Annotated in this window: 14 protein-coding genes; 6 read left to right on the forward strand and 8 right to left on the reverse strand. The window is 71.5% G+C overall.

Going from position 1 to position 15,386, the window contains the following annotated elements; all coding sequences use genetic code 11:
- Position 1: 1 nt before the first annotated feature.
- From ALIDE2_RS08505 to hutG, 4 genes are all read left to right on the forward strand, one after another.
- A complete protein-coding gene (locus tag ALIDE2_RS08505) occupies positions 2 to 604 on the forward strand; it encodes a HutD/Ves family protein (protein ID WP_013519589.1) in 603 nt (200 codons plus the stop codon).
- Between the two features lie 325 nt (positions 605 to 929).
- Positions 930 to 2,168 carry an imidazolonepropionase gene (hutI, locus tag ALIDE2_RS08510; protein ID WP_013519588.1) on the forward strand — a complete coding sequence of 413 codons (1,239 nt, stop codon included), beginning with the start codon at positions 930 to 932 and terminating at the stop codon, positions 2,166 to 2,168.
- A 4-nt stretch (positions 2,169 to 2,172) separates the two neighbouring features.
- Positions 2,173 to 3,606 carry a formimidoylglutamate deiminase gene (locus ALIDE2_RS08515; RefSeq protein WP_013721825.1) on the forward strand — a complete coding sequence of 478 codons (1,434 nt, stop codon included), beginning with the start codon at positions 2,173 to 2,175 and terminating at the stop codon, positions 3,604 to 3,606.
- A 28-nt stretch (positions 3,607 to 3,634) separates the two neighbouring features.
- Positions 3,635 to 4,456 (forward strand): N-formylglutamate deformylase, encoded by an 822-nt coding sequence (gene hutG, locus ALIDE2_RS08520; RefSeq protein ID WP_013721826.1) that lies wholly within the window; start codon positions 3,635 to 3,637, stop codon positions 4,454 to 4,456.
- Here hutG and murI read toward each other — a convergent pair.
- From murI to ALIDE2_RS08550, 6 genes are all read right to left on the reverse strand, one after another.
- Entirely contained in the window at positions 4,453 to 5,316 is an 864-nt protein-coding gene (gene murI, locus ALIDE2_RS08525) for a glutamate racemase (protein WP_013519585.1), read from the reverse strand. The genes hutG and murI overlap by 4 nt on opposite strands.
- A 40-nt stretch (positions 5,317 to 5,356) precedes the next feature.
- On the reverse strand, positions 5,357 to 5,980 hold the full coding sequence (locus ALIDE2_RS08530) for a DUF938 domain-containing protein (protein ID WP_013721827.1): 624 nt from the start codon (positions 5,978 to 5,980) through the stop codon (positions 5,357 to 5,359).
- Between the two features lie 200 nt (positions 5,981 to 6,180).
- On the reverse strand, positions 6,181 to 6,984 hold the full coding sequence (locus tag ALIDE2_RS08535) for an aldolase/citrate lyase family protein (protein WP_013721828.1): 804 nt from the start codon (positions 6,982 to 6,984) through the stop codon (positions 6,181 to 6,183).
- Positions 6,985 to 6,990: 6 nt separating this feature from the next.
- Entirely contained in the window at positions 6,991 to 8,460 is a 1,470-nt protein-coding gene (locus ALIDE2_RS08540; RefSeq protein WP_013721829.1) for an NAD-dependent succinate-semialdehyde dehydrogenase, read from the reverse strand.
- 66 nt (positions 8,461 to 8,526) lie between these two features.
- On the reverse strand, positions 8,527 to 10,050 hold the full coding sequence (locus ALIDE2_RS08545) for a UxaA family hydrolase (RefSeq protein ID WP_013721830.1): 1,524 nt from the start codon (positions 10,048 to 10,050) through the stop codon (positions 8,527 to 8,529).
- Entirely contained in the window at positions 10,047 to 11,036 is a 990-nt protein-coding gene (locus tag ALIDE2_RS08550; protein WP_013721831.1) for a tripartite tricarboxylate transporter substrate binding protein, read from the reverse strand. The genes ALIDE2_RS08545 and ALIDE2_RS08550 overlap by 4 nt, the downstream gene beginning before the upstream one ends.
- 129 nt (positions 11,037 to 11,165) lie before the next feature.
- Here ALIDE2_RS08550 and ALIDE2_RS08555 point away from each other — a divergent pair, with 129 nt between their 5' ends.
- Entirely contained in the window at positions 11,166 to 12,098 is a 933-nt protein-coding gene (locus ALIDE2_RS08555; protein ID WP_041701353.1) for a LysR substrate-binding domain-containing protein, read from the forward strand.
- 1 nt (position 12,099) lies between these two features.
- On the opposite strand, the gene ALIDE2_RS08560 is transcribed toward ALIDE2_RS08555, so the two are convergent.
- Positions 12,100 to 13,119 (reverse strand): patatin-like phospholipase family protein, encoded by a 1,020-nt coding sequence (locus ALIDE2_RS08560; RefSeq protein ID WP_013721832.1) that lies wholly within the window; start codon positions 13,117 to 13,119, stop codon positions 12,100 to 12,102.
- 171 nt (positions 13,120 to 13,290) lie between these two features.
- Positions 13,291 to 14,382, reverse strand: a complete 1,092-nt coding sequence (locus tag ALIDE2_RS08565; protein ID WP_013519577.1) for a tartrate dehydrogenase — start codon at positions 14,380 to 14,382, stop codon at positions 13,291 to 13,293.
- 100 nt (positions 14,383 to 14,482) lie between these two features.
- Here ALIDE2_RS08565 and ALIDE2_RS08570 point away from each other — a divergent pair, with 100 nt between their 5' ends.
- Positions 14,483 to 15,379: a LysR family transcriptional regulator gene (locus tag ALIDE2_RS08570; protein ID WP_373279425.1), complete on the forward strand. Its 897-nt coding sequence runs from the start codon at positions 14,483 to 14,485 to the stop codon at positions 15,377 to 15,379.
- Positions 15,380 to 15,386 lie beyond the last annotated feature (7 nt).

Below are 15,386 nucleotides of genomic sequence, written 5' to 3' on the forward strand. Positions count from 1 at the left end.
CATGCAACGCTTCGACCTCGCGGCCGTGCCGCCCACTCCCTGGAAGAACGGCGGCGGCCACACGCGCGAGCTGGCCTGCTGGCCGCCCGGCGCGGGCATGGATGGCTTCGAGTGGCGCGTGAGCGTGGCCACCATCGCGGCGCCGGGGCCGTTCTCGGCCTTCGCGGGGGTGGACCGGCAGATCATGCTGCTCGATGGCGACGGCGTGCACCTGAGCGCGCCGGGCGTCGGCCTGGACCACCGGCTGGACCGGCGCTGGCGGCCGTTCGCCTTCCCGGGCGACGTGGCCGTGGGCTGCCGCCTGCTCGGCGGCAGCTCCACCGACTTCAACCTCATGCTGCGCCGCGGCCGCTGGCGCGGCAGCGTCGAGGTGGCGCGCGATGCGCGCGTGCCCGGCAGCACGCCCGCGGGCCTGTGCATGGTGCTCGCGGGCCGCTGGAGCCTGGGCGGCGACATGCTGGAGCCGGGCCAGGGCCTCTGGTGGAGCGCCGCCGGGGCCGGCTCCGCGCTCGCGCCGCATGCGCGGCAGGGCGGCGAGGCGCCCGTGCTCGCCTGGGTGGCGCTCATGCCGTGGATTCAAGAGAAAAACGCCTCCAGCGCTTGATGGGCAAGCGCTGGCAGCTACCGTTTGCATAGCGAGAGAACCAACCATGGACGATACCGATCCCTTCACCGCGCCTAGGGTGCATCGACATTCAAACACCCCCGCCGCCAAGGCCCTGGGCTGTCCATGGCTAGGCGCGAGCCACGCCGTGTATCGGGATACACCAGCGGCGAGCAACGACGCCAGGGGCAGCCCAGGGCCTTGGCCCGGAGGGTTGCCCCGCCCGGCCCGCCATGCGTCGTTGCTCCTCGGTTGCTGGTGCCTACCAGCGTCCTCCTCGCGCTTGGCCTGGCGGGCCGGGCGGGGCAACGGCGGGGGTGTTTGAATGTCGATTCACCCTTGCGCCGACGGCGTCTGGGAGGGCCTGCGCCTTGCCCCCGGCCTGGCCCGCGCCGACGTGGCCGTGGGCGCCGGCGAGCGCGCCAGCCTGGTCGTGCAGGGCGGGGTGCTGCGCTGGGTGGGCCCGTCCGCGGCCCTGCCCGCAGGCTACGCGCGGCTGGCGCGCCGCGACGGCGGCGGCCTGCTGGCCACGCCCGGGCTGGTGGACTGCCATACCCACCTGGTCTACGGCGGCCAGCGTGCCAACGAATTCGCCATGCGGCTGGCCGGCGCCAGCTATGAAGAGGTGGCCAGGGCCGGCGGCGGCATCGTCTCCAGCGTGCGCGCCACGCGCGAGGCGAGCGAGGACGAGCTGTTCGCGCTCGCGCTGCCGCGCCTGTCGGCGCTGCTGGCCGAGGGTGTGTGCGCCATCGAGATCAAGTCGGGCTACGGCCTGACCCTGGAACACGAGCGCAAGCAGCTGCGCGTGGCGCGCCGCCTGGGCCAGGCGCTGGGCGTGACGGTGCGCACCACCTTCCTCGGCGCGCACGCGCTGCCGCCCGAGTACGCCGGCCGCAGCCAGGACTACACCGACGCGGTCTGCGACGAGATGCTGCCCGCGCTCGCCGCCGAGGGGCTGGTCGATGCGGTGGACGCGTTCTGCGAGCGCATCGCGTTCACGCTGGCCGAGACGCGGCAGGTCTTCCAGGCCGCGCAAAGGCTGGGCATCCCGGTCAAGCTGCATGCCGGGCAGCTCTCCGACATGGGCGGCGCGCAGCTCGCGGCGCGCCACGGCGCGCTCTCGTGCGACCACATCGAGCATCTTTCGCAGGAGGGCATAGACGCGATGAAGGCCGCCGGCACCGTGGCCGTGCTGCTGCCCGGCGCCTACTACACGCTGCGCGACACGCACCTGCCGCCCATCGCGCAGCTGCGCGCCGCGGGCGTGCCCATGGCCGTCTCGACCGACCACAACCCCGGCACCTCGCCCGCGCTGAGCCTGCTGCTCATGGCCAACATGGCCTGCACGCTGTTCCGCCTCACGGTGCCCGAGGCGCTCGCGGGCATCACCACGCACGCGGCGCGCGCGCTGGGCCTTTCGGACACGCACGGCCTCATCGCGGCGGGGCGGCCCGCCAACTTCGTGCTGTGGTCCGTGGGCGAGGCGGCGGAGCTGGCCTACTGGCTCGGCCACAACCCGGCGCGCACCATCGTGCGCCAGGGCCGCATCGTGAAAGGCGCGTGAACCCATGGACAAAACCCAAACCTCAGCGCGGCCCGAAGTGCCGCACCTGCCCGCCCGCGACGCGGGCGCCCTGTTCGCCGAACATGCCTTGCTGCCCGGCGGCTGGGCCCGTGACGTGCTGCTGCGCTGGGACGCGGGCGGGCGCCTTGTCTGCGCCGCCCCCGGCAGCGACGCGGGCGACGCGCCCCGTGCACCCGGCCCCGTGGTCCCCGGCATGCCCAACCTGCATTCGCACGCCTTCCAGCGCGCATTCGCGGGCCTGACCGAGTACCGCGCCCAGGCGCAGGACAGCTTCTGGAGCTGGCGCGACCTCATGTACCGCTTCGCCGCCCGGATCTCGCCCGAGTCGCTCCAGGCCATTGCCACCTGGCTGTACGTGGAGATGCTGGAGGCGGGCTACACCTCGGTGTGCGAGTTCCACTACGTGCACCACGACCAGGGCGGCCGGCCTTATGCCGACGACGCCACGCTGTCGCTGGCGCTGCTGCGCGCGGCGCGGGCGGCCGGCATCGGCATCACGTTGCTGCCCGTGCTCTACCAGGCCAGCGGCTTCGGCGGCCGGCCGCCGCGCGCCGACCAGGCGCGCTTCATCCGCAGCACCGACAACATGCTCTCGTTATTGGAGCGCCTTGCGCCCGCCACCAGGGCGCAAGAGGCCGTTCTTGGCCTTGCGCCGCATTCGCTGCGCGCCGTGCCGCCCGACAGCCTGCGCGCGGCCGTGCAGGGGCTCACGGCGCTGGACGCGCGCGCGCCCATCCACATCCACGTCGCCGAGCAGCGGCAGGAGGTGGATGACTGCGTGGCCTGGAGCGGCCAGCGCCCGGTGCAGTGGCTGCTGGACCACGCGAGCGTCGATGCGCGCTGGTGCCTGGTGCACGCCACGCACATGACGCCCGAGGAATACGCCGCCGCCGCGCGCACGGGCGCCGTGGCCGGCATCTGCCCCACGACCGAGGCCAACCTGGGCGACGGCATCTTCGACATGCCGCTGTGGCTGCGGCATGGCGGCCGCTGGGGCGTGGGCTCGGACAGCCATGCCTGCGTGAATGCGGCCGAGGAGCTGCTGATGCTCGAATACAGCCAGCGCCTGTCGCTGCGCCAGCGCAACGTGCTGGCGGGCAGCGGGCAGCCGCAGGTTGGCACGGCCCTGTGGCTCGCCGCCGTGCAGGGCGGGGCGCAGGCGGCGGGCCGCGCCGTGGCCGGGATCGCCGAGGGCCAGCAGGCCGACTTTGCCGTGCTCGACCCCCGGCACGTGGCGCTGGCCGGGCTGCCGGCCGAGGCCATGCTCTCGGCCCATGTCTTCGCAAGCAGCCGCGGCACGGCCCTGCACGGCGTCTGGACCGGCGGCGTGCAGCGCGTGGCCGCCGGGCGCCACGCGCTGCACGAGCGCGCCGCGCAGGAATTCGTCGCCGCACGCGCGGCCATCATCGCCGCTTGAAATAGCAACACTTCACGAGGCCCACACCATGCCCGACACCACCCACCCGCTCTTCACCTTCCACCAGGGAACGGCGCCGCTGCTCATCTCCATGCCCCACGTGGGCACCTACCTGCCGCCGGCCATCGCCGCGCGCCTGACGCCCGAGGCGCGCCAGGTGCCCGACACCGACTGGCACCTGGAGCGCCTCTACGGCTTTGCCAGGGAGCTGGGCGCCTCCATACTCGTGCCCACGCATTCGCGCTACGTGGTCGACCTGAACCGCCCGCCCGATGGCGCCAGCCTCTACCCCGGCCAGAGCGTGACGGGCCTGTGCCCCGTGGACACGTTCGACGACACGCCCCTGTACGCCGACCCCGCCGACGCGCCCGGCGAGGCCGAGGTGGCCGCGCGCCGCACCGCCTACTGGGAGCCCTACCACGCGCAGCTGCGCGCCGGGCTGGAGCGCATGCGCGCCGAGCACGGCGTGGCCGTGCTGTGGGACGCGCACTCCATCCGCTCGGTGCTGCCGCGCTTCTTCGAGGGCAGGCTCACCGACCTGAACCTGGGCACGGGCAAGGGCACGAGCTGCGACCCGGCGCTGGCCGAGGAGCTGCTCGGCATCGCCAAGGCCGCCACGGGCTATACGGCCGTGCTCAACGGCCGCTTCACGGGCGGCTACATCACGCGCCACTACGGCGAGCCCGCGCGCAACATCCATGCCGTGCAGCTGGAGATGACGCAGTGCAGCTACATGCAGGAGGCGCTGCCCTTCGACTACCTGCCCGAGGTGGCGGCGCGCGTGCAGCCGCACCTCAGGCGCATGGTCGAGGCGGCGCTGGCGTTCGCCCTGTCGCGGCGGGGCGGCTAGACGTCTGGCAGCGCGGCGCAGCACTGCGCCGGCAGCTGCAGCCATCGCCCGGCCGCGGCCTGCAGCGCGCCGAGCTGGCCGGTGGTGTAGAGCCTGATGCCGCCCGGCGGCGCGCCGGGGCGCTCGTGCGCCAGCGCGCCGGCCTGGGCCAGGATGCGGCGCGTCTGGCGCGCCACGGCGGCACCGGTGTCCAGGATCTGCACGTCCGGCCCGACCAGGTCGCGCAGCGCGTCCTTGGCGAACACGTAGTGGGTGCAGCCCAGCACCAGCGTGTCGATGTCGCCGGTTTTCAGGCCGAATCGGCCCAGGGCACCCGTGTACCGGGCGCAGAGCGCTCTTATTTTTGTTGCCGACTCGGTGGCCGGCAGGGGCTCTTCGGTGCTTTGCTCTATGGCGCGCGCCAGTCCGTCGCAGGCCTGCACGGCAAAGCGCGTGCGCGCGCCGTGCTCGTCGTGCAGCCGCGCAAAGCGTGCGCTGCTCACCGTGCCGCGCGTGGCCAGCACGCCCACGTGGTGCGTCTGGCTGCGCGCGGCCGCGGGCTTGAGCGCGGGCTCCACCCCTATGGCCGGCAGGTCGGGCAGGGTGGCGCGCAGCCGCTCCACGGCGGCGGCGGTGGCCGTGTTGCAGGCCACCACCAGGGCCTTGATGCCGTGCTGCGCGCGCAGCCAGCGCGCGATCGCCAGCGTGCGCTGCTGCACGAAGGCCTCGCCCTTGGCGTCGCCATAGGGCGCGTTGCCGCTGTCGGCAAGGTAGACGAAGTCTTCGTGCGGCAGCTCGTGGCGCAGGGCCTGCAGCACGCTCAGGCCGCCTATGCCGCTGTCGAACACGCCTATGGGCCGGGCGGCGAGGGGTTCAGTCATGGAATGCGTGGCGGAAGAAATGGGGGCGAAGGGCGCCACTCTACGCCTGGGCGCCGCCGCGGCGCAGCACCAGCAGCCGGTTGTTGGCCGGCATGGCGTGGTCGCGCTCCGGCGCCAGGCCGTGCCGCGCGGCCAGCGCCGCGATGTCCTCGAAGTGGCGTATGCCGCTCGCCGGGTCGCGCGCGCGCAGCCAGGCGTCGAAGGCACGGTTGCTGTCGCTGGTGAAGCCACCGCCATAGTTGAAGGGGCCGTACACCGCCAGCACGCCGCCCGGGGGCAGGTGGGCGCCGGACAGCGCGAACAGGCGCTGCACCAGCGGCCAGGCCACGATGTGCGTGGTGTTGCTGGTGAACACGGCGTCGAACGCGCCAGGGGGCCAGTCGCTGCCTTGCAGGTCCAGCAGCAGGGGCGGGCGCAGGTTGGGCGCCGGGTGCCGGGCATGCCAGGCGCGTATGCCGGCGTGGTTCTCGGCAAGGTCGCTGGTTTGCCAGACGAGGTGCGGCAGGCGCGGCGCGAAATACACGCCGTGCTGGCCCGTGCCCGAGCCGATCTCCAGCACGTGGCGGCGGTCGGCGAAGGCCTGCGCGAGCACGGCCAGGATGGGGGCCTGGTTGTTTTCGCAGGCCTGGGAGAAGGGCAGGCCGGGGGGCTGGATGGCGGTCATAGGGGCTGGAGCATGCACCGCCCGATTATTTCAGCTATCCATTCCGCGTACGCGGCACCCGCGACGCATGAAACCGGCGCGACCCGGGCCAGGGCCGCTGCGCAAGGGCCGCCCCGCCGCACGGGCGGCGTCCCCCTTCCCACGCGCAGCGTGAGAGAAGGGGGAAGCGACGAAGTCGCTCAGGGGGTTGTCGTTTTATCTCAGTACGCGGCGCTGGGCGGGGCCGCGTTGGCGACGGGCTGGCCGCCCAGCTCGGCGCGCCGCTTGCGCGCCGCCTGGGTGAATAGCAGCACGTCCACTCCGACGGCCACGAAGGTGCAGCCCAGGTCGAGGTAGCGCCGCGCCAGCGCCGGGTCGGAGGTCAGCGTGCCCGCGGCCTTGCCGCTGGCAACGATGGTCCGCATCGCGCCCTCGATGGCGGCCTGCACCTCGGGGTGGCCGGGATTGCCCCGGTGGCCCATGGACGCGGCCAGGTCCGCCGGGCCGATGAACACGCCGTGCACGCCGTCCACGGCGCAGATGGCCTCCAGGTTCCTGAGTGCCGTGGCGGTCTCGGCCTGCACCAGCAGGCAGACCTCGTCGTCGGCCACGGCCAGGTAGTCGGCGCGGCTGCTCCACTGCGACGCGCGCCCCACGGCGCTGCCCACGCCGCGCACGCCCCTGGGCGGGTACTGCGTGGCGGCCACGATGGCGCGGGCTTGGCTTGCCGTATCGACCATGGGCACGAGCAGCGACTTGGCGCCTATGTCCAGCATCTGCTTGATGAGGGCGGTGCTGCCTTCCACCACGCGCACCACGGGCTGGCCGGGGTAGGGCGCCATGGTCTGCAGCGCGGCCAGCGTGCCGCGCAGGTCGTTGGGCGCGTGCTCGCCGTCGATCAGCAGCCAGTCGTAGCCGGTGGTGGCGGCGGCCTCGGCGAGGTAGGGGTCGGCCATGGAGAGCCACAGGCCGATCTGCGCCTGCCCGTTGGCAAGCGCGGTCTTGAAGGGGTTGTGTGCGGGCATGGCTTTTCAGTCGAGTTGGCCTTGGCAGACGTACTTGGTGTGCAGGTAGTCGTCGAGCCCGTGCGTCGATCCCTCGCGCCCGTAGCCCGATTCCTTCACGCCGCCGAAGGGCGCGGCCTCGGCCGAGATGGCGCCCTCGTTGATGCCGACGATGCCCGATTCGAGCGCATCGGCCACGCGCCAGATGCGGCGCACGTCCTGGCTGTAGAAGTAGGCGGCCAGGCCGAAGGGCGTGTCGTTGGCGGCCTGGACCACCTCGGCCTCGTCGTCGAACACGGTGAGCGGCGCGACGGGGCCGAAGGTTTCCTCGCAGGCGCAGGCCATCGTGGGGTCGGCGCCGGTGAGCACGGTGGGGGCGTAGTAGGTGGGGCCCAGCTCGGGCAGGCGCTTGCCGCCGGTGAGTACCCTGGCGCCCTTGGCGATGGCGTCCTGCACGTGGCGCTCTATCTTCTCCACCGCGCGGCCGTTGATCATGGGGCCGATCTGCGAGGCCGGGTCGCTCGCGGGGCCCACCTTCAGCGCGCCCACGCGCGCGGCGAGCTTCTGCGCGAAGGAATCGAACACGGCGCGGTGCACGAATACGCGGTTGGGGCACACGCAGGTCTGGCCGCCGTTCCTGAACTTGGCGGCCATGAAGCCTTCGACGGCCGCATCCACGTCGGCATCGTCGAACACGATGAAGGGCGCGTTGCCGCCCAGCTCCAGCGACAGCTTCTTGAGCGTGTCGGCGCTGCGCCGCGCGAGGTGTTTGCCCACGGGCGTCGATCCCGTGAAGGTGATCTTGCGCACGCGCGCGTCGTCGAGCCACACGTCCACAACCTCGGGCGTCTTCTCGCGCGAGGCGGTGACGATGTTGAGCACGCCGGGCGGCACGCCCGCCTCGTGCGCCAGCAGCACCAGGGCCAGCGAGGTCAGCGGCGTGTCCTCGGCCGGCTTGCAGACCACGGTGCAGCCTGCCGCCAGAGCCGGCGCGATCTTGCGCGCGATCATCGCGGCGGGAAAGTTCCACGGCGTGATGGCCGCCACCACGCCCACGGGCTCGCGCAGCGCGAACATGCGCCGGCCCGGCACGGGCGCGGGGATGACCTCGCCGTTCATGCGCGTGGCCTCTTCGCCGAACCATTCGATATAGCTGGCGGCGTAGGCCACTTCGCCCTTGCCCTCGGCCAGGGGCTTGCCCTGCTCGCGGGAAATGAGCTTGCCCAGGTCGTCCTGGTGCGCCATCACGAGGTCGTGCCAAAGCTTGATGATGGCCGCGCGCTGCTTGGCCGGCACCTTGCGCCACGCGGGGAAGGCTGCGTGGGCGGCGTCGAGCGCGGCGCGGGCCTCGGCCGCGCCGCTGTCGGGCACGTCGGTGATGGCGGCGCCAGTGGCCGGGTCGGTGACGGCCAGGCGCGCGGCGGGCGTGCTGGTCCAGGCGCCGGCGATGAAGTTGGCGCTGCGGATCAGATCGGGGCGGGAGAGAGTTAGTGGCATGGCTTTGAATGAAATATGCCGCCAGGGCTTGCCGGTAAAGCGCTTGCAGCTATGGTTTCAGGAGTTTCAGCTGACGATGCCCAGGTGCCAGGGCACGAACTCATTGTCGCCCAGGCCCAGCAGTTCGCTCTTGGTGGGCTCGCCGCTCGCGTGGCGCAGGATCTGCGCGAAGATGCGCTCGCCCATCTCGGGCACGGTGCATTCGCCATCGACGATCAGGCCGCAGTTGATGTCCATGTCCTCCTGCAGGCGCAGGTACATGGGCGTGTTGGTGGCCAGCTTGACCGTGGGCGCGGGCTTGCTGCCGAACATGGAGCCGCGCCCGGTGGTGAAGCAGATCATGTTGGCGCCGCTGGCGATCTGGCCCGTGGCGGCCACGGGATCGTAGCCGGGCGAGTCCATGAAGACGAAGCCGTTCTGCGTGATGGGCTCGGCGTATTCGTACACGGCCTGCAGCGGCGTGGTGCCGCCCTTCATGGCGCTGCCCAGCGATTTCTCGAAGATGTTGGCCAGGCCCCCGGCCTGGTTGCCGTGGCCCACCACGCCGTTGAACTGGGCGTTCTGGCCCGCGGCGTACTTCTCCCACCAGGCCAGGCGGTCCAGCAGCTTCTGGCCCACCTCGGGGCTGACGGCGCGGCGCGTGAGCATGAACTCCACGCCGTGGATCTCGGGCGTCTCGCTCAGGATGGCCGTGCCGCCGTGGCGCACCAGGATGTCCATGGCCGCGCCCAGGGCCGGGTTGGCGGTGATGCCCGAGAAACCGTCCGAGCCGCCGCACTCCAGCCCGATCTTCAGGTGGCTCGCACTCACCGTCTGGCGCCGCGCCTGGTTGGCGATGGGGAGCATCTCCTCGATGGCCGCGATGCCCGCCGCGATGGTGGCGCGCGTGCCGCCCATGTCCTGCATCACGAAGGTGCGCAGCAGCTGCCCCGGCTGCAGGCCCTGGGACTGCACCAGGGCATCGACCTGGTTGCGCTCGCAGCCCAGGCCCACGATGAGCGCGCCCGCCAGGTTGGGGTGGCGCGCGTAGCCCGCCAGCGTGCGGCGCAGCACGTCGAAATGCTCGCTGGGCGAGGACATGCCGCAGCCGCTGGTCTGCGCGAAGGCCACCACACCATCCACGTGGGGATAGGCCGCGAGCCGCTCGGGCGTGAAGTGCGCAGCGATGTGCCGGATCGCCGTGGCCGAGCAGTTCACCGACGACAGGATGCCGATGAAGTTGCGCGTGCCCACGCGGCCGTCCGCGCGCACGAAGCCCTTGAAGGTGGCGCGCCGGTCCTCGGGCACGTATTGCACGGGCCGCACGTCCGCGCCGAAGGCCGGGTCGCGGTAGTAGTCCACGATCTTCAGGTTGTGGCTGTGCACGTAGTCGCCCGGCTCCAGGTCGCGCGTGGCCACGCCGATCACGGTGTCGTACTTCTTCACCTGCTCGCCCTCGGCGATGCGGCGCGCGGCGATCTTGTGCCCCGCGGGCACCTGGGCGCGCGTGCGCACGCCCAGCTCGGGAATCTCCTGGCCCAGCGCCAGCGCCGTCTTGGCGACGAACACGTTGTCATTGGGGTGCAGGTGCAGCAGAGGGCCCATGGTCATGATTTCATCAGCTCGCGCAGCTTGAGCTTGTCGATCAGCACGGTTTCTTTCTGGTAGACCGCGTTCACGTATTTCTCGTAGTCGGGGCCGTCCAGGTACATGACCGGGGCGTCGATCCTGTCCGTCACGGCCTTGAACTCGTGGCTGGCCACGGCCTGCCTGAAGGCGTCGCGCAGCCTGGCCAGGATGGCCGGGTCCATGCCCTTGGGCGCGCCGATGCCGTTGGGCGCGTCCACCACCACGTTGTAGCCCAGCTCCTTGAGCGTGGGCACGTCCTTGAAGCGAGGCGTGCGCTGCTCGCCCCAGGTGGCCAGCAGGCGCAGCTTGCCGGCCTCCACGTGCGGCGCCCACGAGCTGGAGTCGGCCAGCGCGTCCACGTGGCCGCCCAGCACGCCCTGCAGCGCCTCGGCGCCGCCTTTGTAGGGCACGTGGTTGAACTGGACGCCCGCGGCCATGGCGAACTCCTCCATGCCCACGTGCGTGGCGCCGCCCACGCCCGCGTGGGCGTAGGTTACCTGGCCCGGCCTCGCCTTGGCGGCGGCCACGAGCTCCTGCAGCGTCTTGTACGGCGAGCTGGCCGGCACCGCGATACCGAAGGTCTGGCCCGAGGTGCGCGCGATGTAGGTGAAGTCCTTGCGCGGATCGGCGGCCAGCGTGCCGATCTGCGAGAAGCGCGTGACCGAGATCGGGATCTGCCCGATGGTGTAGCCGTCGGCCTTGGCCGATGCCAGCGCCTTCGCGCCGATCATGCCCGAGGCGCCCGCGCGGTTCTCCACCGCGATCGCCTGGCCCAGCACGCGCGCGGCCACAGTGCACAGCGCGCGCATCGACTGGTCGGCCGTGCCGCCCGCGGGCCAGGGGCAGATGAAGGTGATGGGGCGCGCGGGCCATTCCTGCGCGAACAGGCGGGTGGAGCCGGTGGCGAGGGCGGCGGCGCCGAGCGCGCCGAAGATGAACTGGCGGCGTTCACTGCGTGGGGTCTGCATGCGTGTCTCCTGTCGTGGGTTGCTGTCAGTCCGCCATTGTTGGATCCTGCTGCATAACAATCCAATGAAAATATGGACTTGCTTCATTGCTTGTGGGTTATGAAGCTCCCCGCGACGAAAGGCCCGGCGATGGCACAGATAGACCGCGTACTGCGCAGCAACCTCAAGCTGCGCCACCTGCAGATGCTGGTGGCGCTGGACCAGTTCCGCCATCTGGGGCGGGCGGCGGAATTTCTGTCGGTCACGCAGCCGGCCGTCTCCAAGACGCTGGCCGAGATCGAGTCCATGTTCGGCCTGCCGCTGTTCGAGCGCTCCACGCGCGGCACCGAGCCCACGGCCGCGGGCGCGAGCGTGGTGCGCTTCGCGCGCTCGGTGCTCGCCGGCTACGACCGCACGCGCGACGAGATCGCCGCAGAGGCCAGCGGCGCCAGCGGGCGCACCAGCGTGGGCGCCATGGTGTCGGCCACGCCCGTGCTGCTGGCGCAGGCCGTGCAGCGGCTCAAGGCGCGCTCGCACCGCACCACGGTGCTCATCGAGGAGGGCGACCTCGCGCGCCTTTTGCCCAAGCTGCGCCTGGGCGAGCTGGACTTGTTCGTGGGCCGCCTGGAGCCCGGCTACGCCTCGCCCGACCTGGAGACCGAGCCGCTCTACGACGACCCCATGGTGGCAGTGGCGCGGCCCGGCCACGCGCTCGCGCGCAGGCGCGCCGTGCAGTGGGCCGACCTGGCCGGGCAGCCCTGCGTGATGCCCCCGCCCTGGGCCTCGCTGCGCGTGAAGCTGGAGCAGCAGTTCTTCGCCCACGGCTTGCACCCGCCCGCGGACATCGTCGAATCGGCCTCGTTCCTGTCGCAGATCACCTTCCTGCACCAGCGCGGCGCGGTGGCCTTCATGGCGCGCACGGTGGCTCGGCATTTCGCGCAGCAGGGCATGCTGGCGGTGCTGAGGCTGCCCGTGCAGGTCGCGCTCCCGCCCGTGGGACTGATCACACTGCGCGGGCAACGGGTGACGCCGGTGACGGGGCTGCTGGTGGAGAGCCTGAGAGAAGTGGGAAAAACGGCGTAAATCAGGGCGCGGCGCAGGAGTTGTCGAGCCCCGCCATCCCCGCCAGCTTCCGCAGGCGCGAACGGTTGTTCAGGCAGGCCTCGCGCTGGGCGTCGAGCGCCTTTTGCTGCGCCAGGCGCGTGGCCTGCGCGCGCTCCGCCTGCACCTGGGCGATGCGCTCGCGGATCTGCGCCATGGCGGCCAGCGCGGCCTTTTCACCCTCCACGATGGCGCTGGCGCGCTGGCTGAAGTCCGCCGGGCCGATGTCCAGCACCTTCGGGCGAATGACCACGTCGGCGCGCGCCAGCTCGGCCTGGCCCAGCTTCTGGCCCATGATGGCGATGGACTGGCCCAGCGCCCCCAGCAGGTGTTCCGGCGCCTTGCCACGGGCCTTGTTGGAGATGTCCACGGCGATCACCACGTCGGCGCCCAATTGGCGCGCCGCATCCACGGGCACGGGGCTGACGATGCCGCCATCGACGTAGTGGTACTTGCCGATGGCCACGGGCTGGAAAACGCCCGGGATGCTGCTGGACGCGCGCACCGCCTGGCCCGTGTTGCCGCGCGCGAACACGGTGCGCTCGCCGTCCTCCAGCCGCGTGGCCACGGCCACGAAGGGCTTGGCCAGCTGCTCCAGGGGCTTGCGGCGCACCTGCTCGTTCACATAGTCCTCGAGCTTCTGGCCCTGCACCAGCCCGCCGGAGGACAGCTGCAGGTCGCGGATCCTGGTCTCATCCAGGGCCACGGCCTTTTCCTGCAGCTCGAAGGCATCCATGCCGCTCGCATACAGCGCGCCGACCACGCTGCCCGCGCTGGTGCCCGCCACCACGGCGGGCGCCAGGCCATTGGCCTCCAGCATCTTGATGACGCCGATGTGCGCGAAGCCCTTGGCCGCGCCGCCGCCGAGGGCGACGCCGATCCTGACAGGCTCGGCCGCGGCCTGCGCGGGCGCCGCGCTCTTGCCCGGCGGGGCGCTGCCGCACGCGGCCAGACCGGCCAGACCCAGATAAGCCAACGGGCGCCAGAGGACTGCCATGCGCATGCCAAGAATTCCTGCATTCATCGGGGCGGGGAGTATAGGGCGGGTGCCCCGCCTGCCTGCAGGTAGTGCCGTCGCGCTGCAGAAAGTTCAATAAAAATAGCCGCCAGCGCTTTATCAGAAAGCGCCGGCAGCTATCGAATGAAGAGCGGGCGCGACTGGTGCGCGGGGCGCTCAGCCCTTGGCGATCAGGGCCGCTATGGCCTCGCCCACCTGCTGGGTGCTGGCTTGGCCGCCCAGGTCCGGCGTGCGCGGGCCGCTCCTGATGACCTCCTCGATCGCCGCCACGATGGCGTCGTGCGCCTGCCGGCCCGCGCCCTGGCCCTGGGCCAGGAAGTCCAGCATCAGCGCGCCGGACCAGATCATGGCGATCGGGTTGGCGATGTTCTTGCCATAGATGTCGGGCGCCGAGCCGTGCACGGGCTCGAACAGGCTGGGGAAGCCGCGCTCGGGGTTTAGGTTGGCCGAAGGCGCCAGGCCGATGGTGCCGGTGGTGGCGGGCCCCAGGTCGGAGAGGATGTCGCCGAACAGGTTGGTGGCGGCCACCACGTCGAAGCGGCCCGGCTGCAGCACGAAGCGCGCGGTGAGGATGTCGATGTGCTGCTTGTCGAGCGTGACGCCGGGATACTGCCTGGCCACTTCCTCGGCGCGCTGGTCCCACCAGGGCATGCTGATGGCGATGCCGTTGCTCTTGGTGGCCAGGGTCACGTGCTTGCGCGGGCGGCTCTGCGCGAGGTCGAAGGCGAACTTGAGCAGGCGCTCGGCGCCCTTGCGCGAGTAGACCGATTCCTGGATCACGATCTCGCGGTCCGTGCCCTCGTACATGATGCCGCCGAGCGACGTGTACTCGCCCTCGGTGTTCTCGCGCACCACGTAGTAGTCGATGTCGCCGGGCTTGCGGCCGGCCAGCGGGCAGGGCACGCCCTCGAACAGGCGCACGGGGCGCAGGTTGATGTACTGGTCGAATTCGCGGCGGAACTTGAGGAGGGACCCCCACAGCGATACGTGGTCGGGCACGGTGGCGGGCCAGCCCACGGCGCCGAAGAAGATGGCGTCCATGTCTTGGAGCTGGGCCTTCCAGTCGTCCGGCATCATCTGGCCGTGCTGGGCGTAGTAGTCGCAGCTGGCCCATTCGAAGTGGTGGATATCCAGCGCCAGGCCGAAGCGCTGGGCGGCGGCCTGCACGGCGCGCAGGCCTTCGGGCATGACCTCCTTGCCGATGCCGTCGCCGGGCAGCACGGCGATCTTGTATGTGCGTTGTTGCATGGTGGGTTCTCCAGGAAATGTTGGCCGCCATTGTTTACTGATGACGGGATCCATACAATGCGCGCTTCCGTGGTTCCACCATTCACGAACTGTGCAGAAAATACCGCCGACCGACGACTTGCGCGTCTTCTGCACCGTGGTGCGCAAGGCGGGCTTTGCCGCGGCGGCGCAGGAGCTGGCGGCATCGCCCGCCTACGTGAGCAAGCGCATCCGCCTGCTGGAGCAGGAACTGGGCGTGCCGCTGCTGCACCGCACCACGCGCCGCGTGGCCGTCACGGACCAGGGCGAGCGCGTGTTCCACTGGGCGCAGCGCATCCTCGACGACATGGACCAGCTCCTGCAGGAGGTGGCCGTCACGCGCCGCGAGCCGCGCGGGCTGCTGCGCGTGTCCAGCAGCTTCGGCTTCGGGCGCAACGTGGTCGCGCCCATGCTCTCGCGCTTGGTGCAGCGGCACCCGGGCCTGCAGGTGCGGCTGGAGGTGTTCGACCGCCTCGTGGACGTGGCGGGCGAGGGCTTCGACCTGGACGTGCGCGTGGGCGACGAGATCGCGCCGCACCTCATCGCGCGGCGCCTGGCCGACAACCACCGCGTGCTGTGCGCCGCGCCGGGCTACCTCGCGCGCCGGGGCACGCCGCGCAGCCCGGCCGAACTGCCCGCGCACGATTGCCTGGTCATCAAGGAGCGCGACCACCCGTTCGGCGTGTGGCGGCTGCGCGCGGGCGCCGTGGAGCAGTCGGTGAAGGTGACGGGGCCGCTGTCGGCCAACAACGGCGAGATGGTGGTGCAGTGGGCCGTGGACGGCTGCGGCATCGCGCTGCGCTCGCTCTGGGACGTGGGCGCCCACCTGGAGGCCGGGCGCCTAGTGCAGGTGCTGCCCGAGTGGCGCCAGGAGGCCAACATCTGGGCCGTCTACCCCACGCCGCTGGAGCGCTCGGCCAAGGTGCGGGTGTGCGTGGAATTCCTGCAGGAGTACTTCGGACGGCAGCGCCCCTGGTAGGGCCTGT

Origin of the sequence: Alicycliphilus denitrificans K601 (genome assembly GCF_000204645.1) — a bacterium.
GTDB lineage: Bacteria > Pseudomonadota > Gammaproteobacteria > Burkholderiales > Burkholderiaceae_C > Alicycliphilus > Alicycliphilus denitrificans.